Source organism: Pilosibacter fragilis, from assembly GCF_032490495.1.
Lineage (GTDB): Bacteria > Bacillota > Clostridia > Lachnospirales > Lachnospiraceae > Pilosibacter > Pilosibacter fragilis.
This window is the reverse complement of record NZ_JAVYJB010000015.1, coordinates 1-25229: the sequence shown is the minus strand read 5'-3', so window position 1 is coordinate 25229 and position 25229 is coordinate 1. Positions and strand designations below refer to the sequence as shown.

Here is a 25229-nt window from a genome sequence, read left to right as displayed (position 1 = left end):
GGATCAATAATCTCCTTTATCCTCGCCGTTGAAATCATCCGGCATCGCATCAAAATCCTCGATGTTGTCTGTCTCGATCTCAATCTCTTCCACATCGTATGCATCCGCATACTGCTTTACACGTTCTTCTTCATCCTCGCGGCGCTCTGCCTGACGTTTTCTCAGTTCTTTCATGCGCTCGCTCTTCTTACGCTCGCTGCTCGGAACCTCGATATCCTGCTCTCCGGAGCCGCCTTTTAACTCTTTTTTCCTGCCGTTTTCGGCCTTTTCCTTTATTGCAAGGCGCTCATCCATAGTCGGGCGCTTTACATAGCCCAGGGCCTGCTCCAGCGCTTCCTGCTCTTCTCCGCCGAGGAGAACTTCTGTCGCACCTTCCTCTACCTCTTTTAAGTAAATGTAGCAGCCCTCACGGCTGTGAACAACATCCAGTACGAAACCACTGTTGTTGTTGTCCAACATTGCAATAACAAAGCTTAAGTTGCCGCCCATGCCCTTGAACGCGTTATACTTGACGTATCCGAATTTCTGGAATGAGGACTTGATCTGCTTGGACAGCTGTTTCATTGCATCCTTGCTGGCCCGGTCTTTCGCCTGCAGCTCCTCCATCTCATCCATCATGTCCATGATCGTATCTTCCAGTGTCTCCGCGTCTTTTCCGCGCATGAAGATATCGTATCTGCGGTATAGTTTATTGAGCTTCACAATACAAATGATCACCACGATCAATAATACCAATGACAGGATTGAAAATCCGATGATCAGTGCCATTGGATCGATGGGAAGATTGTATAACATACTGTTTTCCATATTTTATTTTCTGTCCTTCCGTATGTGTCTGTGCGTTTCGTGATTTTAGTTCAATTTTTTCCTGTTCGTCAGCTTCCTTTTCATTTAGCTTTCATCTTGGGCAAATGCCTGCTTTCTGCTTTTTGCTAAATTTCAGAAAACCCTAAATACAGTCGGCTTTTTCAGCATTTTCTTTCCAAAAATCCCATCAGCGAAGCTGATCTGGAATGGATTTTTGCGTGTAACTATGAAGATACTGAATAGTTACGCTGGATTATTGATTGGTTATGCCCTCAAGGATTCCATGAGCTCGATCAAGCGCTCTAACTCTTCCTGGGAGTAATACTCGATCTCGATTCTTCCTTTATTTTTGTCTTTCTGGTTGATGACAACCTTCGTGCCCATGATGGACTTTAATTTGTCCTCCACCTGACGGTAGATCAGATCGATATCCGGTCCTTTTTCCGGCTTCTTCTCCTTCGGCGGGCGGTTCATCATCTTCACGAGCTTTTCCACGTCGCGGACGCTTAATTTTTCCTCGGTGATCTTCACCGCAACCTGGTACTGGCGTTCGCCTTCCTCAAGACCAAGAAGCGCTCTCGCATGTCCGCTGGAGATCTTTCCGTCTGCCAGCATATCCTGTACACGGACATCAAGCTTCAGAAGACGCATGCTGTTTGTGATCGTTGCGCGGTTCTTGGATACGCGGTTCGCAATCTCTTCCTGTGTGAGATGGAACTCCTGGATCAGCTGCTGGAACGCCTGTGCTTCCTCGATCGGATTCAGATCCGCACGCTGGACGTTCTCGATCAGCGCGATCTCCATCGTCTGCTGCTTATCATACTCGCGGATCAGCACCGGGACATCCGTGATCCCCGCAAGCTTTGCGGCGCGCCAACGGCGCTCACCGGCGATGATCTCGTAGTGATTGCCCTTTTTCTGGACGATCAACGGCTGTAAAATTCCATACTGCTTGATAGAATCCGCCAGCTCCTGAAGACTTTCTTCGTCGAAATTCTTTCGCGGCTGCTCACTGTTCGGCTCGATCAGGTTAAGCTTTAGTGTCTGCTCTACCGGTTTTTCTACGATCTTTTCAACGGGTTTTTCTACCACTTTTTCAACGATCTTCTCGACCGGTTTCTCAACGATTTTCTCAACGATCTTCTCAACCGGTTTCTCAACGATCTTCTCAACCACTTTTTCTACGACAACCGGCTCAGAATTACCGGCATTCCGGGAATTATTCTTTTTAGCTGCGTCAGTGCTTACAGCCGTATTTCCTGCTTTCTTTGCTACTTTTCCGCTGTCACTCTCTGCCCCGGTTCCATTTTTTTCTGTATTTTTAGCAGTTCCCTGATTTGCCATCAGGTGCTCTTTTCTCTCACTTCTGCTTACTTTTTCCGCAGCGTTCTCTTTCGTAGCTGTAACTTCTTCCCCGAAGAACGCGCCTAAACCTTTACCTAAACCACGCTTCGCCATTATAATTCCTCTCCTCTGCTGATGACTTCCGCTGCTAAAAGTCTGTAGCTCTCTGCCCCTGATGACCGGCTGTCATAGAGATTAATCGGCATCCCGTAGCTCGGTGCTTCTGCCAGTCTGACGTTTCTCGGAATAATTGTCTTGTAAATATTTTCATTCAGATGCTCTTTTACGTTCTCTACAACTTCCAGGGACAGATTAGTTCTGGAATCATACATCGTAAACACAACGCCCTCTACTTCCAGTGCCGGATTCAGCTTTTTCTGAACAAGATTTACTGTTTTTAACACCTGGCTTAATCCTTCCAGTGCGTAATATTCACATTGGATCGGGACAAGTACCGTATTTGCCGCGGTCAGCGCATTGATCGTAAGAAGGTTCAGGGACGGTGGGCAGTCGATGATGATAAAATCATATTTTCCATCCAGCAGTTCCAGATTTTTCTTGAGGATGCTCTCCTTTTCTTCCATATCAAGAAGCTCGATCTCTGCTCCCGCCAGATCAACATCCGACGGCATCACATCCAGTCGCTCCTGGATGCTGGGATTAACGCACTCTTCCACGGTGCACTCCCCCATCAGCAGTTCATATACAGTATTGTCAATATTTCCTTTTTCCAATCCAAGCCCGCTTGTCGTGTTTCCCTGCGGATCAAAGTCAACCGTCAACACTCTCTGCCCTGCTTCAGCCAGGCAGGCCGACAAATTGATAGCTGTCGTCGTCTTTCCGACACCGCCTTTTTGATTTGTAATTGCAATAATACGTCCCATACCTCTATCCTTTCCGCAGGTCAGCTCTACTCTTTTTATCGTGTATCTCTCTCGATTCAGCCCAGATTTACCATAAAATCCGGTTTTTTCACGGGCTTTTCTCTATTTTTCTTCTACTATTTACTATCAAAACATTAGCGAAACTTAGTATAACACAATTTTTCCTATTTTCCTATTGATTTACCCTATAAAATTAAAAATGTTTCACGTGAAACATTTTTGTAAATCCTATAAGCCATATTTTCCGAGTTCCATGTGGCAAGTGTTTCACGTGAAACACTATACTCTCTTCTCGATTTTTCTTCTTGTGGTTCATTGATGTTTCACGTGAAACATTATGATTTTTATCGTTATCTTTTCACTATACCCTTTTCCCTTTATTTGGTCTTTTCTTTTGGCGTTTCTTTTTGGTCCTTCTTTTGGTTCTTCTTTTGGTCTTCCTTTAGCGTTTCTTTTGGTCTTTCTTCTGGCCTTTCTTTTTCCTTTCTATGTGTTCTGTTTTGCTCCCCGCAAATGTTTCACGTGAAACATTTATATTTATCGCTATTCGCCTTTCGCAAACGGTAACGCATATTCTTCAGAAACATTTCACACTTTCGCCTGTTGTATCTCTCTATCAATTATATTATAATATAATCAGGGTTTACCTTAGAGAAAAGTGATAAAACTACTTCTCTTCTCTCACAGTATTCCCACTATATTTCTATACCCTATCATCTAATTTCGAGGTGAATTTATGAAAGCAAAAAACAAAATCATCACTGCCGTTCTCCTGTCTGCCGGCGCGGCTGTCGGAACTGCGCTGATCAATAAATACATCAAAATGTCTGCCGTTGCAAGAAATCTTCTCACCCAGCCGGAACCACGTTGCTATCGTTGGAGACTCGGCAATATCTACTATACAAAAACAGGAACCGGAAAGCCGCTTCTTCTCGTTCACGACCTGACACATGCGTCCAGCAGCTGCGAGTGGGATTCCCTGATTCCGCTTTTAAAAGAATACTACACGGTTTACACCATCGACCTTTTAGGCTGTGGCCGTTCCGAAAAGCCAAACCTTACTTACACGAATTTTCTCTATGTGCAGCTGTTAAATGATTTCGTAAAATCCGAGATCGGCCGCCGCACAAATATTGTCGCCACCGGTGCGTCCGCTCCGATCGTGACAATGGCCTGTGGATACAATCCGGATCTCTTTGAGCAGATGATGTTCATCAACCCGGATTCTCTCCTCTCCTGCAGTCATATTCCTGGAAAATCCGCAAAATGTTATAAGTTTATCCTTGATCTCCCGATCATCGGAACACTTCTCTACAATTTTGCATCCGCAAGAAGTATAATCTCCAAGACCTTCTCCGAGAGTTACTTCTATAACCCGTACGATGTGAATCCGCACAACATCGACAAATACCACGAGTCTGCCCACCTTGGCGACTCCCCGAAATCTGTCTACGCCAGCGTCCAGTGTAACTACACAAAATGTAATATTACAAAGACTCTGGAAAAGATTGACAACAGCATCTACATTCTCGGCGGTGAAGCCGAACCGGACATCGACCTGACGATCAAAGAATACACTAAATGCAACCCGGCAATCGAGTCCAGCATCATTGTCAACACCCGGCATCTACCTCAGCTCGAAAACCCAGAGGAAGTCAGCGCAACCGTGCAGATGTTCTTCAATTAGTTTCACACAACCATATTTCAATGTTTCACGTGAAACATTCCTATTAACTACAAAAAGGCGCCGTTGCTTCTCTTCTGGCAGCGACGCCTGATTTATTTCAATTGCTTTCCAACAGCTTATCTATTTCTGCTCTGTTATCAATCTACCGATGTTCCATCGCAAGTGTTTCACGTGAAACATCGTGATATTTTTATCTCCTTCATGGCAAAAAAGAACCCCATTATCCTAATTTATAAAGATAATGAAGTTCTCAATTTTTCTTTAAATTTTACTTTTTTTACTTTAACGGTTCCTTCCCCGGAAGTCCCGCTTTTCTCGGATATTTCTTCGCTGTGATCGCCATCTTCTTTACCGGAACAAAGGTGCGTTCCACGTCCGTCTCCGGAAGAACCTTTACGATAATATCCTTCATCTCTCCGCCAAGCTTCTTCACAGCAGATCTCGCCTGGGCAATCTCCTCGTCAGCTTTTCCGGATTTATACGGGATAAAATATCCGCCCTTTTTCACAAACGGGATACAGTACTCGGAAAGGGTAGACATATTTGCCACCGCCCTAGATACGCAGATGTCGTACTGTTCCCGGTATTTCGCATCGCGTCCGTAGTCCTCGGCACGTCCATGGACAGCCGTAATATCCGTAAGTCCCAGTGCCTCTATCACCTCATTTAAGAATCCCACTCTCTTATTTAAAGAATCAAGCAGTGTGACCTTCAGTCCCGGAAACGCAATCTTTAACGGAATTCCCGGAAATCCTGCACCCGTGCCCACATCGATACAGCTGTATTCTGCGGATCCGTCAAGCTTTAACCCAAGCTCTGGCGCAGCCAGAACAAGCAGAAGGCTGTCCACAAAATGCTTCGTGATCACATCAGAAAGCTCTGTGATCGCCGTGAGGTTCATCACCTTATTCTTCTCGATCAGCATCTCATAATATTTAAAAAACTGTTCTTTCTGCTGATCCGAATGCTCGATTCCAAGATCCGCGCAGCCCTGATCCAATAATTTTACAAATTCATCTGTCATCAAATTATTTCCTTCCCATCTGCTCTAAATGCACCATCAGGACAGAGATATCTGCCGGTGAAACGCCGGAAATTCTCGATGCCTGTCCGATATTCTCCGGCTTATAGAGATTCAGCTTCTGGACAGCCTCTCTTCTTAAACTGTTTACCGTTGTATAGTCGAGATCCGCCGGGATTTTTCTTCCCTCAAGCTTCTTAAACTGTGCCACCTGCTGCTTCTGTCTGCGGATATATCCGTCATATTTCAGATTTATGTCAACCTGTTCCCGCACATCCGCCGGAAGCTCCGGCCTTTTTTCATCTAACTCCGCCAGCATCCCATAATTTAATTCTGGTCTCTTAATGAGCTCCGCCAGTGTACTTCCGGACTTTAACGCCGTACTTCCATGAGCCTCCAGGAACGTCTGAACCTTCTCGTTCGCACCGATATTCGTCTTCTCGAGACGTGCGATCTCCGCCTCAATGGCCTTTTCTTTCCAAAGTACATACTCGTACTGTTCATCGGATACAAGACCGATCTCATGTCCGATCCCGCGAAGTCTGAGATCCGCATTGTCCTGACGCAGGAGCAGACGGTACTCCGCTCTCGATGTCATCATGCGGTACGGCTCATGATTTTCCTTTGTCACAAGATCATCGATAAGGACCCCGATATACGCCTGGGAACGATCAAGAACCACCGCGCTCTTCTCCTGCAGCTTTCTCGCCGCGTTCACACCGGCCATAAAGCCCTGAACGGCTGCCTCCTCATATCCGGAGCTTCCGTTAAACTGGCCGCCGGAGAACAGTCCGTCAATATTTTTAAACTCCAGGGACGCCTTTAACTGTCTCGGATTGATGCAATCATACTCAATTGCATATGCATTTCGAACAATTTTGATATTTTCCAGTCCCGGAACCGTCCGGTACATGGCATACTGAACATCCTCCGGCAGGGAGCTGGACATTCCGCCGAGGTACATCTCATTCGTGTAGAGTCCCTCCGGCTCCACAAACACCTGATGACGCTCCTTATCCGGGAATTTTACGACCTTATCCTCTATGGACGGGCAGTATCTCGGACCGGTTCCCTCGATGGCACCGGAGAATAATGGGGAACGTTCCAGGTTGTTCCGGATGATCTCATGGGTCTTCTCATTCGTATACGTCAGCCAGCAGGAGATCTGTTCCTTCTGTATTGACTTCGGATCCGTAGAAAATGAGAACGGAACAACCCGCTTATCTCCAAACTGCTCTTCCATTTTGGAGAAATCGATACTTCTCTTATCCGCTCTCGCCGGTGTTCCCGTCTTAAAACGGTACATTTCGATTCCGTTCGCCTTTAAGGAATCTGTCAGATGGTTCGCCGCCTGCAGACCATTCGGTCCCGTCGGGTTGCTCACATCGCCGTAAATACATCTTGCACGGAGATAAACACCTGTAGCAAGAACCACCGCACGGCACCTATAGACCGCGCCGGAGTAGGTTTTTACACCCACGATCCGCTTTTTCACCGGATAACTGCTCTCCTGCTGCCCCTCATGCTCCTTCTTAAAGGTTCCGCACTCGCCCGGGATTTCCTCCGTGAGGATCTCAGCAACCTCCGCCTGTCGGATCGTCAGATGATCCGTGTTCTCCAGGACGCGGCGCATGGATCTCGTGTACTCCTGCTTGTCCGCCTGAGCACGCAGGGAGTGGACCGCCGGTCCCTTGGATTCATTCAACATCTTCGACTGGATAAACGTTTTATCAATATTTTTGCCCATCTCACCGCCGAGGGCATCCAGCTCACGGACAAGATGTCCCTTGGAACTTCCTCCGACGTTCGGGTTGCATGGCATCAGGGCAATGCTGTCCACGCTGACCGTAAACATGATCGTCTCAAACCCAAGTCTCGCTGCCGCAAGCGCCGCCTCGCATCCCGCATGGCCCGCGCCGACAACTACAATATCATATGTCTCCTCTACTACCGGCATTTTATTTCCTCTTTTCTTGTCAATTCCCTACTGTCTCTTCTATACTCCCAGCGGAATCTCCCATAAAAAACGTTCCGATCCGCCAATTTCTTTCCACCATAATCTTACTTACCCATACAGAACTTGCTGAAGATCTCATTCACCAGGTCATCCTCCACAGACTCCCCGACAATAAGACCTAACTTCTCATAGGCATCCATCAGATCGATCGAATAAAAATCCTCCGGCATGCCGTTCTCTATACTGTTCTCCACCATGGACATGCTCTCGAAAGCGTCCTTTAAAGCCTTCACATGACGCACATTCGTGATCATAACCTGGTCGTTGAAGTCGATCTCACCTTCATAGAATAAGGACTTTATCTCCTCTTCCAGGAGGTCGATTCCCGTCTCCTCCTTCGCGGAGATTCCGATCACCTTATGCCCGGACCGCTTCTCCACCTCATCCGCGGATACTACCGGCTCCAGGTCGCTCTTATTTAAGAGTACCACTGACTTCCGTTCCTTAATAAAGTCCATGATCTGATAGTCGTTCTCATCCAGCTTCCTCGATCCATCTACAACGTAGATGATGAGATCCGCCTTCTTCGCCTCTTCCATGGCCCGGGAGACGCCGATCTTCTCCACCACGTCCTCTGTATCCCGGATTCCCGCAGTGTCCACAACATTCAGGCTGATTCCCTGAAGATAGATATGTTCCTCAAGGATATCTCTCGTCGTTCCCGCCACATCCGTAACAATGGCGCGATCCTCGCCAACTAAAACATTCATCAGGGACGATTTTCCGGCATTCGGCTTTCCTAAAATAACAGTCTTTACGCCCTCAGAAACCACCCGTCCATTGGAGGAAGAACAGATCAGCTTCTCAAGCTTCTTCTTCACAGAAAGAACAACTTTAAGCAATTTTTCCCCGTATCCGTCAAGGGAAATATGTTCCGGATCGTCAAGCGCCGACTCGATAAAGGCAATCTCATAGATAATCTGTTCCCGGATCTCATGGATCTCCTTCGATACACTTCCCCGAAGCTGGCTCACAGAGGACTGCAGCGCATATTCATTTTTCGCGTTGATCACGTCGATGACCGCCTCCGCCTGGGAGAGGTCGATCCTGCCGTTTAAGAACGCCCGTTTCGTAAATTCACCCGGCTCTGCCAGTCTCGCCCCGGCCTTTAAGACTGTCTCCAGGATCCGTCTCGTGACCAGCATTCCGCCGTGACAATCGATCTCCACGGTATCTTCCGCTGTGTAGCTCCGTGGTCCTCGCATAAGCATCAAAAGGACCTCATCCACAGCCTCATCCCCGTCATAAACGTATCCGTAATGGATCGTATGGCTCTCCGCCTCAGAAAGCTTTTTCTTTCCAGGTTCCCGAAAGACCTTTTCCGCGACTTCAACCGCGTTCTCACCGCTGATCCTCACGATTCCGATTCCTGAATTTCCCATCGCCGTGGCGATCGCTGCAATCGTATCTGTATATTCCATAATCTCCATCCTGTCACTCACGCCTGCTGACTTAAAACATCAAGCTGAATGATCTTCTATTTTCTGGCTCCGCAAGTCCTGTAAACTCACGGAAATTCACACAATTAATCACCCTATCATAGCACAAAGGGGCTGCCATAGGCAACCCCCTCTATCACGATATCTGCAACTATTCAGCACCTTCCTGGTTACCTTTGTTTCCAGACAAAATCAGCCATGCGTTCCCGCACAGTGCGGCGCATGGCTGATCTGTGAATTATTATTCCTGACTGCTGCTGCGATAGCTATTCTCAGAACCAGCGGTTCTTTCGCGTCTCTCGTATCTCGGTCTTCTCTCTCTGCGCTCTTCCTTCTTTAACGCGATCACAACATGGCGGAACGGCTCCTCACCTTCGCTCTTTGTGAATACGTATTTATCGTTCTGGAGTGCGGAGTGGATGATCCGTCTCTCATACGGATTCATCGGCTCTAAGGAAACCGGACGTCTTGTCCGCTTTACCTTGTAAGCGATATTCTTTGCGAGAGTCTCCAGTGTTTCTTTTCTTCTCTCTCTGTAATTTTCGGTATCCAGCTTGACTCTTAAGTAGTCCTCAGATTCCTTATTTACAACAAGGCTTACAAGATACTGAAGGGAATCGAGTGTCTGTCCTCTCTTGCCGATGAGAAGTCCCATCTCCTCGCCGGTCAGGTTGACATCCATCTCCTTTTCCTCTTCATTCATTTTCACTTCCACGTCAACAGCAAGGCCCATTGCATCGAAAACGGAATTCAGGAAATATACGGCCTTATCGTCAACGGTCTCGATCTTCTTCGCGCGGATCACTGCCGGCTTGGAACCAAAAAGTCCGCCGAGAACTCCGGCACTTCCCTTTTCAACGACCTCATACTGAATCCGATCACTGCTCACACCGAGCTGCAGGGATGCCTGTGTGATTGCATCTTCCACAGTTTTCGCAGTCACTGTAATCATTTCCATAACAGAACCCCCTTATTATTTTCTCTTGTCATGTGCCTCATTGTACTTCTGGACCATCGCTGCCTTGGAAGCGAGACTTCCCGGTTTTGCGTTGGTGTTGTAGTACTTGCTGGACTCCTCGATCTGCTTTGCGATCTTTTCCTTCTTAACTTCCTCAGCTGCTTTCTCTTTCTCCTCCTCAGCCTTGATCGCTTTTAAGGAAGCAGTAGCATTCTGAGTTACCTTAGCCGGCGGAAGTCCCTGTTTCGCACGTTTCTTATTGACCTTTTCCAGGTTCTTTGCGATCATATCGTCGATATTGACCTTATCCATGTACGCGTTAACGATGAGCTGCTGGATAATTGTAACAACGCTGGTCGCGATCCAGTAGATACCAAGACCTGCCGGCATCGTGATACAGATGAACGCGGAAAATAACGGCATGGTCGTTGTCATAGTCTTCATGGACTGCGCCATCGGATTCTCTGCATCTGCGGATGTGGACGGCTGATTTCCGCTCATGAGCTTTGTGCTGAACCATTGGGACACTGCCGCAAGAACCGGGATGATCCATGCGAAGGACGGTACCCAGCCCGGCGCCTCTGCCATATTTAAACCGAGGAACGTGTTCATTCTCTCGACAACAGCAGCATTCTGTCCGATCACATCAGAGATTGCCGGGAACAGTGACTGAAGCTCTCCCCACTGGGCCGTGGAGAATTTATAGAGCATGTCTACAAGACGATTTGCATTTGTGAAATCAAACTTATCTAATTTTCCGCCGCAGGCGGTTGCGATATTTGTGATTTCCTGTAACTTCTGAGCATAGTCAGCCTGTCCCATCAACGGAGTTACAACGTTGTCGAAATAAACGCGGACAGACGGAACGTATGCCGGAATATTGTAGATGACACGGTACAGAGCAAGAAGGATCGGCATCTGGATCAGCAGCGGAAGGCATCCGCCTGTCATGCTTGTGCCGTACTTCTCGTAAACAGCCTGGATCTCCACATTCTGACGCTGCATGGATTCCTGATCCGACTTTCCTTTATACTTCTTCTGGATCGCCTGGATCTCCGGATTCATGACAGACATGAGTTTTGTGGTTTTCTGCTGTTTGATCGTGAGCGGTATCATCAGTGTTTTCATTACGATCGTAAACAGAATGATGCACAGACCTACGTTGAACACGCCGAAGCTGCTCGTAAATCTGAAGAGGATGTCCATGACATAGCCAAGGACAGTCGCGATCGGTCCCAGAATGGAACCAGCCTTCGTCAAAACCATATCTTACCTCCTGGGTTTTTTACGGGACTGGATCATAACCGCCTTTTGCAAACGGGTGACATCTCAAAATCCGCCTGCAAGCAAGATAAGCACCTTTTATAGCGCCGTATTTTCTGATTGCTTCCATGGCGTACTGGGAGCAGGTAGGCGTATAAATACAGTGAGGGCCGATACAGGGAGAGATAAACTTCCTGTAAATCTTAATCAGACCAATCAGAACCCATTTCATAAACCACTCACTTCGATTCTTTTAAAATGTTATGAAGCCCGCATAAGTGCAGAAAAGCACTCTCAATCTTGTCGAAATTTTTGTCTTTTGCCGCAGCACGTGCGACAACAATGATGTCTTTTCCTTCTTCTAATATGTCCTTATTTAACCGGAAGCTTTCGCGGACAAGTCTCGCGAACCGATGCCTTACAACGCTGTTTCCGACCTTTTTGCTGGCGGAAATTCCGATTCTCGTGTCCTCCCGTCCCGAATCCATCACGTACATGACCAGATATTTGTTTGCGTAGGACTTCCCTCCCCGGTAAACCGTCTGGAAATCCTGATTTTTCTTTAACGAATTGAACCTTTTCATTCAATACCTCTGCAAAACTAAGTCGATAAAGCCGTAAAAATCCCGCATAACAAAAAAGAGCATCCAAAAGTTTTCCTAAACTTCCGGATACTCTCTTGGTTCATTAAGCAGATAATCTAGCTCTACCTTTTGCTCTTCTGGCAGCTAAAACTTTTCTACCGCCTGCTGTTGCCATTCTCGCTCTGAAACCATGAACTCTTTTTCTCTGAGTGTTCTTCGGCTGAAATGTCATCTTCATAAACCCGGCACCTCCTCTTACTCTAAATTCAAGTACCTTCTCATGTACATATAAACTAAGACATATTGAAGCATCGTATCGATTATATAAAAATTGCCGCCCTTCGTCAAGACTAAATTTCAAAAAAATCCTTAAAACATGGGGATTTCTCCCATATGATTTTTCCTTTTTTTCGCTGTATATCCACATTCTGCTTTTTGCATGGAACGTTACTTTTCGGTCTTTCAGTAATAAAAAAGGGGAACAGCGTTTCGCTATCCCCCATAAAATGTATGTATTGATTTTATGTCACTATATTTAGTATCTCTTCATTATATTATGATGTTGGGGTCAAAAGCTTTTGACCCCTCTGATACCGAATTGCTCTGCACTGCGTGCTCCCGCAATTCTCAAAAACATTCGTAATTCGCTCATTTTTCTATGAAAAATGGCTACTTACTCATGTTTTTGGCGGGTCCCAAGGTCAAAAATTCTCCTGCAAGCAAGCTTGCGTCGAACTTCTGACCTTTTGACCCTGGTATCATATTATAGAAGCTGCAGCGTTATTATTTTCCGCTGCTCTCATTTTTTATACCTGATCTTCTTCCGGAAGCTGCCACACCACGCTTCTGAAAGGTATTCATATATAACCGGCTCTTTCCGATCAGCCGTTATCTTTCATGATTTTAAACAGAACCTTCGTGATGGCCGTCGTAAGGATACCTGCGACGATCGCCTCCGGGATACCAAATCCCAGGATGATTCCCAGGATCACATCGTAGATGTGCTCCACTGCCTTGTTGGACGCAGCCGCGTAGCTCTGTCCGAAGAAGATATAAATTCCGTTCATGACAAGCAGTGTGTTTGTCATAGCTCCTGCGATACCAGCCACCCAGAGGGCAACGGTCTGGCTGCCTTTGATTCCGTGAGCTGCTTTCATGATCAGCTTATAAACAAAATAAGCAACGATGCCGATGCATACACGCGGCACGATGGCGATCACGGCGCTCCACATGTTTCCGCTGTATCCGCCGATCGTAACGAACGGGCTGAATACGAAGGAGGTCACTCCCGGGGCAATGGTCGCTTTTACAAGGCTGGTCACACCAAATACCAGTCCTAAGTAAGCGCCGTACTTCGGTCCAAGGATGATCGCTCCGATGATGACCGGGACGTGGATGATCGTTGCGTTCATAAAGCCTAACGGAATGTAACCGAGAAACGGTACGACCGACATGGCGATGATGATCGCAGTGAAGATCCCGGCGAGGGACATGTCCAGAACTTTCTTTTCAATTTTCATTTTTCTTTTTCCTCCTGCTACTGTTCTCTTGCGAGATACAATGCAATATAGTCACGTCTTGCATTATAGCGTGTCAGCGTGATGCCGTCAAATTCTTTCTCTAAAATTTTCCATTTATTTTTACTTTTCAATTTTACTTCCTACAATATAATTCCTGTTGTCGCCTTCTTTCTCCCGATCTCACCCTTTTTTCTCCCCTGCTGCCTTAATTTTTTTCGGTTTTTCATTTTTCCCTCATATACGCCCTCTCCAACGTCCAGTCCTCTAAAATCGTTCTTTCTTTCCCTTCTGATTTCGGTGTCTTTCTCCCACGGACACAATTTATTGTATTTTTTCTGTCCGTTCCTGGCGCACATCTTGTTATGTGGCTATTCACATGTTTTCCACTCATAATTATCAACTTATCCCCAAATCGTGGATAAGTTGTGGATAAGTCACTGGAAAAGTTGTGGATTTTCACATTTGACATTGAAAATTATTCCGTTTTACGCTAGAATAAATTCAGAGTGGGTTTATATGCTTTTGTGGACAGGTTTCCGCCTTTTCCACAACTATGCACATCGTTATACACATGTTTAGGAGTATGAATATGCTGGAAGAAATCAAAGAGAAATGGGATGATATCCTCTTAAATATAAAGGAAGAACACGATATTTCAGAGGTGTCCTACCGCACATGGCTGCTGCCGCTGATCCCGGATTCTGTGGATAAAGATATCCTCACGATCCTGGTGCCTGATTCCGCGTTTATCAGCTATGTGAAAAAGAAATATGAGTTCCTGTTGAAAATTACGATCGAAGAAATTACAGGATTTCAGTGCGAACTCGATTTCAAGTTAAAATCTGACGTGAAGGAACCGGAAAAAGAGAACCGTCTGATCAATGTAACCAACAATACGGTCAGTCAGCTTGCTCTCCAAAACGCGAACTTAAATCCGCGTTACACCTTCGATACCTTTGTCGTCGGAAAAAACAACAACCTTGCCCATGCCGCATCCCTTGCAGTTGCGGAATCCCCGGGCGAAATTTATAATCCGTTATTTATTTATGGAGGCGTGGGACTCGGGAAGACGCACTTAATGCATTCCGTCGCCCACTTCATCCTGAAAAATAACCCGAGCGCAAAGATTCTGTACGTGACATCCGAGAAATTTACAAACGAACTGATCGACGCGATCCGAAACAAAAACAACGTTTCCACCACGGAATTCCGTGAAAAATACAGAAACAATGACGTGCTTCTGATCGACGATATCCAGTTTATTATCGGAAAAGAAAGTACCCAGGAGGAATTTTTCCATACATTCAATGCCCTCTACGAGGCAAAAAAGCAGATCATTATTTCCTCCGACCGTCCTCCAAGAGAAATTGAAACTCTGGAAGACCGTCTCCGTTCCCGTTTCGAATGGGGACTCACCGTAGATATCCAGCCGCCGGATTATGAAACCCGGATGGCGATTCTCCGGAAAAAGGAAGAACTTGAAGGATACAACATCGATAACGAGATCATCAAATATATCGCTACCAATGTAAAATCCAACATCCGTGAACTGGAAGGCGCCCTCACAAAAATCGTTGCTTCCAGCAAACTAAATAATAAGGAAATCAATCTTGAACTTGCAGAGGAAGCATTAAAAGATCTGATCTCCCCGAACGCTGCCCGCGAAGTGACTCCGCAGCTTATTATTAATGTAGTTTCTGAGCATTTCGGCATCACACCCCTTGATCTCATCGGCCAGAAACGAAGTAAAGAACTCGTATTCCCGCGCCAGATCGTCATGTATCTCTGCGGCGATATGACGAGCGAGTCTCTCCAGAACATCGGAAAAGCTCTCGGCGGCCGCGATCATACAACGATCATTCACGGAACAAAAAAGATTGCCAGCGAATTAAAGACCGACGAGAATTTAAAGAACACGATCGATATTTTAAAGAAAAAAATCAACCCACAGTAAGCTTGTGGATTTTTTCGTGGAAATCCCGTTGAAAATTTGTGGATAAAATGAGGATGATTTTTCCCGATTTTTGCCTGTGGAAAACTCCTGGGTTGTCCTTTTGGATTTGCAGAGTTACCCACAATAGTTTTCACAGAGGTTTTTTCATGGTTTCATTAGGGTTTTCCCCCTTATAAACAAATTCACACTCCCTACTACTGTTAAGACTAATATCTTTTATATATTTCTTTATTTGTGAACGTTTCTTAAGAAAGGAAGTTATCAACAACTATGAAACTGACATTCCAGAAAACCGCTCTCTTAAACGGTATCAATATTGTTCTCAAGGCAGTTCCGTCAAAAACAACGATGCCTATTTTAGAGTGCATTCTGATCGACGCTTCTACTGATGAGATCAAGCTGACTGCCAACGATATGGAGCTCGGCATTGAGACAAAAGTTGAAGGTGATATCCTTGAAAAAGGTAAAATTGCACTGGATGCAAAGCTTTTTTCTGAAATCGCAAGAAAATTATCCGATTCAGATTCCCTTGTAACCATCGAATCTGATGAAAAATTCAATACTGTGATCACCTGTGAGAACTCTGTATTCAAAATTCAGGGCAAAGATGGAGAGGAATTCTCCTATCTTCCGTATATTGAGAGAAATAAAAACATCACACTCTCCCAGTTTTCCTTAAAAGAGGTGATCCGCCAGACGATCTTCTCCATCTCTGTCAACGACAGCAACAAGATGATGACAGGCGAACTTTTTGAGGTAAACGGTGATACACTCCGAGTCGTTTCTCTCGACGGACATCGTATGGCAATTCGTAAAATTGTATTAAAAGATGAATATGAAAGCACAAAAGTCATCGTTCCGGGAAAAACTCTGAACGAAATCAGTAAAATTCTCACCGGTGACAACGAAAAAGAGGTCCAGATCTTCTTCGGAGCGAACCATATTCTCTTCGAATTTGATGATACGATCGTAGTTTCCCGCCTGATCGAGGGCGAATATTTCAAAGTAGACCAGATGCTTTCCAGCGATTATGCCACAAAAGTGTCTCTGAATAAGAAAGATTTCCTGGACAGCATCGAGAGAGCTATCATTTTAATCCGCGAAAATGACAAAAAACCGATCATTCTGAACATTGAAGACTCAAAAATGAGCCTGAAATTAAATTCCAGCTTCGGTACCATGAACGCGGAGATCCTGATCCATAAAACAGGACAGGATCTGATGATCGGATTCAACCCGAAATTCTTAAGTGATGCGCTGCGGATCATTGATGATGAGGAAGTTACCCTCTATATGATGAATGCGAAATCTCCGTGTTTCATCAAAGATGAGGATGAGAGCTACATTTATCTGATCCTGCCGGTAAACTTTAACGCCGCTGCGATTTAAAATCAGATGAAATTTCCCCGAAGTTCCGGTAAAGTCCGGGGTTTCGGGTCGATTTTTTCATATATCTGGAATAAAAAAGGAGAAAAATGGAAAGTATTCACTTAAAAGATGAGTTTATCAAGCTTGGACAGGCATTGAAACTTGCAGGTCTGGTCGGCTCCGGAGTGGACGCAAAGTTTGTAATTCAGGACGGGCTTGTAAAAGTAAATGGGGAAGTTGAGACCCAGCGAGGCAAAAAACTTTACCCGGGAGACACGGTTTCCTATGACGGAAAGACATTTAAGGTAGAAAATTAAAGGATTTTTTCATGTTTATAGAATCCATCGAGCTGTCAGATTACAGAAATTACAGTCATTTACATATTGATTTTCATAAAGGGACGAACGTTCTTTATGGAGATAATGCCCAGGGAAAGACAAATATTCTGGAGGCAGTCTATGTGTGCAGCACAACAAAATCGCATCGGGGCAGCAAAGATAAAGAAATTATCCGGTTCGGCGCGGACGAATCCCACATCAAAATGATGGTCCGGCGGGATGGAATTCCCTACCGGATCGATATGCATCTGAAGAAAAATAAGGCAAAAGGGGTCGCGGTGAACGGAGTTCCGATCAAAAAAGCCAGTGAACTTTTCGGAATCGTCAATGTGATCTTCTTTTCACCGGAAGATCTGAACATTATCAAGAACGGACCCGCCGAGCGGAGACGTTTCGTCGACCTGGAACTCTGCCAGCTAAACAGGCTGTATGTCTACAATCTGGCACAGTATAACAAAACGGTTATACAACGAAACAAACTATTAAAGGACATAGACTACAACACGTCCTTAAAAGAGACACTCCCCATGTGGAATGAGCAGCTCTTAAAGTACGGCACAGAACTTATAATTATGCGTTCTGAGTTTATAAAAGAGCTGAACCCCCTGATTGCGGAGATCCACGCGGGGCTCTCGGGCGGAAAGGAAACACTCTCTATCGCCTACGAGCCGAATGTGTCGCCGGAAAATTTCAGGGAGCAGCTTGCGAAGAACCAGTTTCAGGAGATCAGGCAGAGGCAGACCCTGACCGGTCCCCACCGCGATGACCTGAACTTCATCGTAAATGGAACGGATATCAGGCGGTTCGGGTCCCAGGGACAGCAGAGAACGGCAGCTCTTTCTTTAAAACTTGCGGAGATCGAGCTGGTGAAAAAGATCGTAAAGGATTATCCGGTGCTTCTTCTGGATGACGTCCTTTCTGAACTTGACAGCAAGAGACAGGAACATTTACTTTCAGAAATTACCCACATTCAGACCTTGATCACATGTACGGGACTGGATGAGTTTGTAAACAGCAAATTCCGGATGGACAAGATTTTTAAGATTGTTGAAGGAACGGTAGAGAGCGAAGACTAAAGGAGGAACTTCATGAGCGCAGAATATAATGCAGATCAAATCCAGATTCTGGAGGGACTTGAGGCTGTAAGAAAAAGACCGGGAATGTACATTGGAAGTACGTCTTCGAGGGGACTTCACCATCTGGTATATGAGATCGTAGACAACGCGGTGGATGAGGCCCTTGCGGGATACTGCGATACCATCGATGTACAGATCAATTCCGACAATTCCATCACCGTTGTCGATGACGGACGGGGAATTCCGGTCGATATCCAGAAAAAAGCGGGACTTCCTGCAGTCGAAGTCGTCTTTACGATCCTTCATGCCGGCGGTAAGTTCGGCGGTGGGGGATACAAGGTATCCGGCGGCCTGCACGGTGTAGGAGCTTCTGTTGTAAATGCCTTATCCGAGTGGCTGGAGGTCGAGGTTTACCACGGAGGAAAGGTCTACAAGCAGCGCTATGAGCGAGGAAAGACCATGTACCCGTTAAAGATCGTGGGTGACTGCCCGACAGACAAACATGGCACAAAAGTAACATTCCTTCCGGACAAGACTATCTTTGAGGAGACCGTCTATGACTATGATACCTTAAAGATCCGTCTCCGCGAGACCGCGTTCCTCACAAAGAACTTAAAGATCATTCTGAGGGATGACCGCGAGGACAAGAAGGAAAAGGTATTCCACTACGAAGGTGGAATCAAGGAGTTCGTCACTTACTTAAACCGCAGCAATGTGCCGCTCTATGACACGGTCATCTACTGCGAGGGCAAGAAGGACAACGTGCTGGTGGAGGTTGCCATGCAGCACAACGATTCCTACACCGAAAATATTTACAGCTTTGTAAACAACATTAACACACCGGAAGGCGGAACCCACCTCACCGGTTTCAGAAATGCCCTGACAAAGACCTTCAATGACTACGGAAGAAAGAACAAGCTCCTTAAGGACAGCGAGCCGGCCCTCACCGGTGAAGACATCCGTGAGGGACTGACTGCTATCATCAGCGTCAAGATCGAGGAGCCACAGTTTGAGGGTCAGACAAAGCAGAAGCTTGGAAACAGCGAGGCGAGAGGTGCTGTTGACAGCGTGGTATCTGAGCAGCTCACCTATTTCCTCGAGCAGAATCCGTCCGTAGCAAAGACGATCATCGAGAAATCCGTTCTTGCCCAGCGTGCCCGCGCTGCTGCGAGAAAGGCAAGAGACTTAACAAGAAGAAAGACGGTCCTTGACGGCTTATCCTTACCTGGAAAGCTTGCGGACTGCTCCAGCAAGCACCCGGAGGAATGCGAGATCTACATCGTAGAGGGAGATTCCGCCGGCGGTTCCGCGAAGGACGCGAGAAATAAGAGCACCCAGGCAATCTTGCCGCTTAGAGGAAAGATTTTAAACGTGGAGAAGGCGAGACTCGACCGTATTTACGGAAACGCGGAGATCAAATCCATGATCACGGCCTTCGGAACGGGAATCCACGAGGATTTCGATATCTCGAAGCTCCGCTACCACAAGATCATCATTATGACCGATGCCGATGTGGACGGTGCCCATATCAGTACACTGCTTCTGACATTCATCTACCGGTTTATGCCGGAGCTTATCAAACAGGGCTATGTTTACCTGGCTCAGCCGCCGCTCTATAAGATCGAGAAGAACAAGCGGGTATGGTATGCGTACAGTGATGAGGAGCTAAACAATATCTTAAAAGAGATCGGACGTGACCAGAACAACAAGATCCAGCGTTACAAAGGTCTTGGTGAGATGGATGCGGAACAGCTCTGGGAGACAACAATGGATCCGGAGCACAGAGTCCTTTTACGTGTGACCATGAATGAGGAGATGACGTCGGAGATCGACCTCACCTTTACGACACTCATGGGAGATCAGGTAGAGCCGCGCCGTGAATTCATCGAACAGAACGCGAAGTACGGAACTCTTGACATTTAATGCGGCAGCAGGGCTATCCGGGAATCGGTAAGTTTACTGGATGGTCATGCGGCGCAGTTTACGCAGGTTTAAGGCGCAGCGCAGGCTGCATTGGAGGAAAGAATGGAACCGAATATTTTTGACAAAATTCATGAGATAGACTTAAAGAAGACCATGGAGAAGTCGTACATCGACTACGCCATGAGCGTTATCGCATCCCGAGCGCTCCCGGATGTCCGTGACGGATTAAAGCCGGTACAGAGACGTGTCCTCTACTCCATGGCGGAACTGAACAACGGTCCGGATAAGCCCCACAGAAAGAGTGCCCGTATCGTCGGCGATACCATGGGTAAATATCATCCGCACGGAGACAGCTCCATCTACGGTGCTTTAGTAAATATGGCACAGAGATGGTCCATGCGTTACATGCTCGTGGACGGCCACGGAAACTTTGGATCCATCGACGGCGACGGTGCCGCTGCCATGCGATACACCGAGGCGAGACTCAGCAAGATCTCTGTGGAGATGTTAGCGGACATCTATAAAGATACCGTTGACTTTATCCCGAACTTCGATGAGACGGAGAAGGAACCAACGGTACTTCCGTCCAGATTTCCGAACCTTCTCGTAAATGGCGGTACCGGTATCGCGGTCGGCATGGCCACAAATATCCCGCCCCACAACCTCCGCGAGGTCATCGCGGCTGTCGTAAAGATCATCGACAACCAGGTGGAAGAAGGAAGACAGACCTCCATGGAGGAGATCTTACAGATCATCAAAGGACCGGATTTCCCGACTGGAGCTGAGATCCTGGGAACGAGAGGAATCGAAGAAGCGTACCGCACAGGCCGCGGGAAGATCAGAGTCCGTGCGGTGACAAACATTGAGACAGCTCCGAACGGAAAGAGCCATATCATCGTCACAGAGCTTCCGTACCTTGTCAACAAGGCGAGACTCATTGAGAAGATCGCGGAGCTCGTAAAGACGAAAAAGATTGACGGAATCACCGGAATCACCGATGAGTCCAACCGTGAGGGAATCCGCATCAACATCGAACTCAGGAGAGATGTGAACGCGAACGTCCTCTTAAACCAGCTCTTAAAGCATACACAGCTGCAGGATTCCTTCGGTGTGATCATGCTTGCACTGGTAAACAATGAGCCAAAGGTCCTCAATATTCTCCAGATGTTAGAGTACTATCTGGACCACCAGAAGGACGTTGTGACGAGAAGAACGAAGTACGACTTAAATAAGGCCGAGGAACGCGCCCACATCTTAGAGGGCTTATTAAAGGCCTTAGATCATATCGATGAGGTGATAAGGATCATTCGCGGCTCCGCAAATGTCGCGGAGGCGAAACGCGTCCTCATGGAGCGCTTTGAACTCACAGACCCGCAGGCACAGGCGATCGTGGACATGCGTCTGCGCGCTCTCACAGGTCTGGAACGCGAGAAGCTCGAGAACGAGTACAAAGAACTGGAGACAAAAATCGCGGAATTGCGTGCAATCCTTGCAGATGAAAATAAATTATTAAGTGTGATCAAGAAAGAGATCCTTGTGATCTCCGAGAAATACGGTGACGACAGACGGACAAAGATCGGCTTTGAAGATGATATGTCCGTGGAAGACCTGATCTCCGACGATGACACTGTAATTGCGATGACCAATCTTGGATACATCAAGAGAATGTCCGTGGACAATTTCAAGAGCCAGAATCGCGGCGGAAAGGGAATCAAGGGAATGCAGACCATCGATGAGGACTTCATCGAGGATCTTCTCATGACAACGAACCACCACTATATCATGTTCTTCACGAACACAGGACGATGCTACCGGATCAAGGCCTACGAGATCCCGGAGGCAGGAAGAACAGCCCGCGGAACGGCTATCGTGAACCTTTTACAGCTCCAGCCGGGCGAAAAGGTCACAGCGGCGATCCCGATGCGTGAGATCGATGATGACAAGTACCTCTTTATGGCCACAAAGGGCGGAATGGTGAAGAAGACCAGAATGTGCGAGTACAGCAACATGAGAAAGACAGGTCTTCAGGCAATCCTGCTCCGCGAGGGAGATGAACTGATCGAGGTAAAGGTGACAGACAATACCGAGGATATCTTCCTCGCGACGAAATTCGGTATGTCCATCCGCTTCAAGGAGACGGATGCGAGAATTACCGGCCGTGTTTCCTATGGTGTTATCGGCATGAAGCTCGACGAGGGTGACGAGGTCATCGGCATGCAGATGGCAAGCCAGGGCGAGTACATGCTCGTGGCATCCGAAAAGGGATACGGAAAGAGAACGAGAATCTCTGAATTCAAGCTGCAGCTTCGCGGTGGTAAGGGACTTCTCTGCTACAATGTGACAGAAAAGACAGGAAATCTTGTCGGAATGAAGCTGCTTGACGACGGAAGAGATATCATGCTGATCACCAATGAGGGCATTCTGATCCGCATGGGTGTTGACGATATCTCCATCATCGGCAGAAATACATCCGGCGTAAAACTGATGAGCATTGATGCCGATTCTGATGTCCGCGTTGCTTCCATCGCGAAAGTCCGGGAAAGCAGCCGCCAGGACGAGGAGGACGAAAACGTGGCAGATCCAGAATCCATGGAGAATGAGGACGGGGAGACCACGGAGGAGTAATGTTCATGAATATGAAGAGCGGTTATGAGACCGCCATTCGTCCATAAAACAGGATTTCTGACTCTGGAGTGATTGGATACAGGAATCCGGGAATGCCGGATTCCTGTATTTTTCATAATAATAGGCCATCATGAATGTCCGGAAGAAATCCGTCCGATGGCAATCAATCCAAAAAAGTAATCGGGAGGAAAATCGTCTATGAGAACTGTTCAGACGAGTGAGATCACAAAAAACATCCGGGAAATGTGCATCGAGGCAAACCATTTCCTTTCGGATGACATGAAAAAAGTATTTAATGAGAGCGTGGAGAAGGAAGAATCACCTCTTGGAAAACAGATCTTAAATCAGCTTAAGGAGAATCTTGAGATTGCTGGAAGAGACATGATTCCGATCTGCCAGGACACGGGCATGGCCGTCGTTTTCATTAAAGTCGGGCAGGAAGTACATATCGAGGGAGGTAATCTGACGGATGCCATCAATGAAGGCGTCCGACAGGGATACGTGGACGGATACTTAAGAAAGTCTGTTGTCCGTGATCCTATCGACCGCGTGAATACAAAAGACAACACCCCGGCGATCATCCATTACGAGATCGTAGACGGGGACCAGGTGGACATCACTGTTGCGCCGAAGGGATTCGGAAGCGAGAACATGAGCCGCGTGTTCATGTTGAAGCCGGCTGATGGCATTGAGGGTGTGAAAGAGAAGATATTAGAGGCTGTCCGTGACGCTGGTCCGAATGCCTGTCCTCCTATGGTGGTCGGCGTCGGTATCGGCGGAACCTTTGAAAAGTGCGCCCTGATGGCAAAGCATGCCCTGACGAGAAATCTGGAAGAGGAATCTCCGGTTCCATATGTCAGAGACCTGGAGAAAGAGATGCTTGAAAAGATCAACAGACTCGGAATCGGACCGGGGGGACTCGGCGGTCGTGTGACTGCCATGGCCGTCAATATCGAGACATATCCGACGCATATCGCGGGACTTCCGATGGCAGTGAATATCTGCTGTCATGTAAACCGTCATGCGCATCGCGTTATTTAATAAGAGAAACAGGAGGAAACCATGGACAGACAGATCAGTGTACCAATTAAGAAAGAAGACGCAGTGTCTCTCCGGGCCGGGGACTACGTGACTCTTACGGGAACCATCTATACAGCGAGAGACGCAGCGCATAAGAGAATGCAGGAAACGCTGGACGCGGGGGAAGCTCTGCCCATCGAGATGCAGGGAAACGTCATCTACTATATGGGACCGTCCCCGGCAAGAGAGGGACGTCCTATCGGGTCTGCGGGACCAACAACGGCGAGCCGTATGGATAAGTACGCGCCGAAGCTTTTAGACCTTGGCCTGGGTGCCATGATCGGAAAAGGGAAGAGAAGTCAGGCGGTGGTCGATGCTATTGTGAGAAATGGTTCCGTCTACTTCGCTGCAATCGGCGGTGCGGGGGCACTATTGTCCCAGCGCATCAAAAAGTCGGAGGTCGTTGCCTACGATGATCTTGGAACTGAGGCAATCCGGAAACTGGAAGTAGAAGATTTTCCGGTGGTCGTCGTGATCGATTCCCAGGGAAATAACCTGTATGAGACGGCAATCAAGGAATATCAGAAATAATATCAGATGAGAAAGCGGAGAACCGACAGCCGGAAAAGGAGTTGATTCCCCGCTTTTCTGGTATAAAAGTATAGAGAAAAATCATACTGTAAAAAGATGGTAAAAAAAGATGAAAAAAGTTGTTGACAAAAAGAACTATAGCTTGTATAATTAATCCTGCGTCTGGCGAGTTCGCCCGACAAACTTAATAAATGATAATTAGCTACGGTAATAAGGAGAAATACTCAAGAGGCCGAAGAGGCGCCCCTGCTAAGGGTGTAGGTCGGGAAACCGGCGCGAGGGTTCAAATCCCTCTTTCTCCGTTCATCTGCTTGAAGGACTTCAAAAAAGAACTTCAAAAAAAGATGAAAAAAGTTGTTGACAAACAGCAAACACTGTGATAAGATATCAGAGTTGCCGCTGAGATACAGCAACAACAAAACAAAGTTCCTTGAAAACTGAACAGTATGTAAAACCCTGAAAATTCTTATAAAAATGGTCTTTTGGTTTAGACCATGAATGAGAACATTCAGAACAAAACCTAACAAAACAGTAGAACGGTTTAAAAATTAGCCAAGCTAAATTTTGAACTCGGATACAAACACTTTAACATGAGAGTTTGATCCTGGCTCAGGATGAACGCTGGCGGCGTGCCTAACACATGCAAGTCGAACGAGGTATTTTGATTGAAGTTTTCGGATGGATTTCAAGATACCGAGTGGCGGACGGGTGAGTAACGCGTGGGTAACCTGCCTCATACAGGGGGATAACGGTTAGAAATGACTGCTAATACCGCATAAGCGCACAGTACCGCATGGTACGGTGTGAAAA

At 46.9% G+C, this 25229-nt stretch carries 21 protein-coding genes, 1 tRNA gene and 1 rRNA gene; 11 read left to right on the top strand and 12 right to left on the bottom strand.

What is annotated here, in order from left to right:
* Positions 1–3: 3 nt before the first annotated feature.
* The 3 genes from ABCW45_RS13110 to ABCW45_RS13100 all read right to left on the bottom strand — a co-directional run bounded on the left by ABCW45_RS13110 (position 4) and on the right by ABCW45_RS13100 (position 3035).
* On the bottom strand, positions 4–807 hold the full coding sequence (locus ABCW45_RS13110) for a DUF4446 family protein (RefSeq protein WP_117472393.1): 804 nt from the start codon (positions 805–807) through the stop codon (positions 4–6).
* A 264-nt stretch (positions 808–1071) separates the two neighbouring features.
* Positions 1072–2265, bottom strand: a complete 1194-nt coding sequence (locus ABCW45_RS13105; RefSeq protein WP_343220993.1) for a ParB/RepB/Spo0J family partition protein — start codon at positions 2263–2265, stop codon at positions 1072–1074.
* Positions 2265–3035 (bottom strand): ParA family protein, encoded by a 771-nt coding sequence (locus ABCW45_RS13100; RefSeq protein WP_117471086.1) that lies wholly within the window; start codon positions 3033–3035, stop codon positions 2265–2267. The genes ABCW45_RS13105 and ABCW45_RS13100 overlap by 1 nt, the downstream gene beginning before the upstream one ends.
* A 736-nt stretch (positions 3036–3771) precedes the next feature.
* Between ABCW45_RS13100 and ABCW45_RS13095 the strand changes: the two genes are divergently transcribed.
* The gene (locus ABCW45_RS13095; protein WP_343220992.1) at positions 3772–4722 is read left to right on the top strand and encodes an alpha/beta fold hydrolase; all 951 of its coding nucleotides are present in this window, start codon (positions 3772–3774) and stop codon (positions 4720–4722) included.
* 277 nt (positions 4723–4999) lie between these two features.
* On the opposite strand, the gene rsmG is transcribed toward ABCW45_RS13095, so the two are convergent.
* The 9 genes from rsmG to ABCW45_RS13050 form a co-directional block, all read right to left on the bottom strand.
* A complete protein-coding gene (gene rsmG / locus ABCW45_RS13090; RefSeq protein ID WP_343220991.1) occupies positions 5000–5746 on the bottom strand; it encodes a 16S rRNA (guanine(527)-N(7))-methyltransferase RsmG in 747 nt (248 codons plus the stop codon).
* A 4-nt stretch (positions 5747–5750) separates the two neighbouring features.
* Complete coding sequence (gene mnmG, locus ABCW45_RS13085; protein WP_120041597.1) at positions 5751–7700, bottom strand: tRNA uridine-5-carboxymethylaminomethyl(34) synthesis enzyme MnmG; 1950 nt, start codon at positions 7698–7700, stop codon at positions 5751–5753.
* Positions 7701–7804: 104 nt separating this feature from the next.
* Positions 7805–9181 carry a tRNA uridine-5-carboxymethylaminomethyl(34) synthesis GTPase MnmE gene (gene mnmE / locus ABCW45_RS13080; RefSeq protein WP_117505292.1) on the bottom strand — a complete coding sequence of 459 codons (1377 nt, stop codon included), beginning with the start codon at positions 9179–9181 and terminating at the stop codon, positions 7805–7807.
* Between the two features lie 259 nt (positions 9182–9440).
* A complete protein-coding gene (jag, locus tag ABCW45_RS13075; protein ID WP_117484476.1) occupies positions 9441–10157 on the bottom strand; it encodes an RNA-binding cell elongation regulator Jag/EloR in 717 nt (238 codons plus the stop codon).
* 15 nt (positions 10158–10172) lie between these two features.
* Positions 10173–11423, bottom strand: a complete 1251-nt coding sequence (locus tag ABCW45_RS13070) for a YidC/Oxa1 family membrane protein insertase (protein WP_117484477.1) — start codon at positions 11421–11423, stop codon at positions 10173–10175.
* A 19-nt stretch (positions 11424–11442) separates the two neighbouring features.
* Positions 11443–11652 (bottom strand): membrane protein insertion efficiency factor YidD, encoded by a 210-nt coding sequence (gene yidD / locus ABCW45_RS13065; protein WP_117471080.1) that lies wholly within the window; start codon positions 11650–11652, stop codon positions 11443–11445.
* Between the two features lie 7 nt (positions 11653–11659).
* Entirely contained in the window at positions 11660–12004 is a 345-nt protein-coding gene (gene rnpA, locus ABCW45_RS13060; protein ID WP_021904730.1) for a ribonuclease P protein component, read from the bottom strand.
* Between the two features lie 103 nt (positions 12005–12107).
* Positions 12108–12242: a 50S ribosomal protein L34 gene (gene rpmH, locus ABCW45_RS13055; RefSeq protein ID WP_015552758.1), complete on the bottom strand. Its 135-nt coding sequence runs from the start codon at positions 12240–12242 to the stop codon at positions 12108–12110.
* 643 nt (positions 12243–12885) lie between these two features.
* The gene (locus ABCW45_RS13050) at positions 12886–13524 is read right to left on the bottom strand and encodes an ECF transporter S component (RefSeq protein ID WP_015552757.1); all 639 of its coding nucleotides are present in this window, start codon (positions 13522–13524) and stop codon (positions 12886–12888) included.
* Positions 13525–14113: 589 nt separating this feature from the next.
* Between ABCW45_RS13050 and dnaA the strand changes: the two genes are divergently transcribed.
* The 10 genes from dnaA to ABCW45_RS13000 all read left to right on the top strand — a co-directional run.
* On the top strand, positions 14114–15478 hold the full coding sequence (gene dnaA, locus ABCW45_RS13045) for a chromosomal replication initiator protein DnaA (RefSeq protein WP_117471078.1): 1365 nt from the start codon (positions 14114–14116) through the stop codon (positions 15476–15478).
* Positions 15479–15748: 270 nt separating this feature from the next.
* The gene (gene dnaN / locus ABCW45_RS13040) at positions 15749–16867 is read left to right on the top strand and encodes a DNA polymerase III subunit beta (protein ID WP_117471077.1); all 1119 of its coding nucleotides are present in this window, start codon (positions 15749–15751) and stop codon (positions 16865–16867) included.
* 86 nt (positions 16868–16953) lie between these two features.
* On the top strand, positions 16954–17163 hold the full coding sequence (locus tag ABCW45_RS13035) for an RNA-binding S4 domain-containing protein (RefSeq protein ID WP_015552753.1): 210 nt from the start codon (positions 16954–16956) through the stop codon (positions 17161–17163).
* An 11-nt stretch (positions 17164–17174) separates the two neighbouring features.
* The gene (recF, locus tag ABCW45_RS13030) at positions 17175–18260 is read left to right on the top strand and encodes a DNA replication/repair protein RecF (RefSeq protein ID WP_015552752.1); all 1086 of its coding nucleotides are present in this window, start codon (positions 17175–17177) and stop codon (positions 18258–18260) included.
* A gap of 12 nt (positions 18261–18272) precedes the next feature.
* On the top strand, positions 18273–20183 hold the full coding sequence (gyrB, locus tag ABCW45_RS13025; protein ID WP_021903924.1) for a DNA topoisomerase (ATP-hydrolyzing) subunit B: 1911 nt from the start codon (positions 18273–18275) through the stop codon (positions 20181–20183).
* Positions 20184–20285: 102 nt separating this feature from the next.
* Entirely contained in the window at positions 20286–22808 is a 2523-nt protein-coding gene (gene gyrA / locus ABCW45_RS13020; protein WP_117484480.1) for a DNA gyrase subunit A, read from the top strand.
* 198 nt (positions 22809–23006) lie between these two features.
* The gene (locus ABCW45_RS13015; RefSeq protein WP_015552749.1) at positions 23007–23849 is read left to right on the top strand and encodes a fumarate hydratase; all 843 of its coding nucleotides are present in this window, start codon (positions 23007–23009) and stop codon (positions 23847–23849) included.
* Positions 23850–23870: 21 nt separating this feature from the next.
* A complete protein-coding gene (locus tag ABCW45_RS13010) occupies positions 23871–24419 on the top strand; it encodes a Fe-S-containing hydro-lyase (RefSeq protein WP_117515744.1) in 549 nt (182 codons plus the stop codon).
* Between the two features lie 214 nt (positions 24420–24633).
* Positions 24634–24721 (top strand) — tRNA-Ser (locus ABCW45_RS13005).
* 284 nt (positions 24722–25005) lie between these two features.
* A 16S ribosomal RNA gene (locus tag ABCW45_RS13000) occupies positions 25006–25229 on the top strand; the annotation flags it as partial.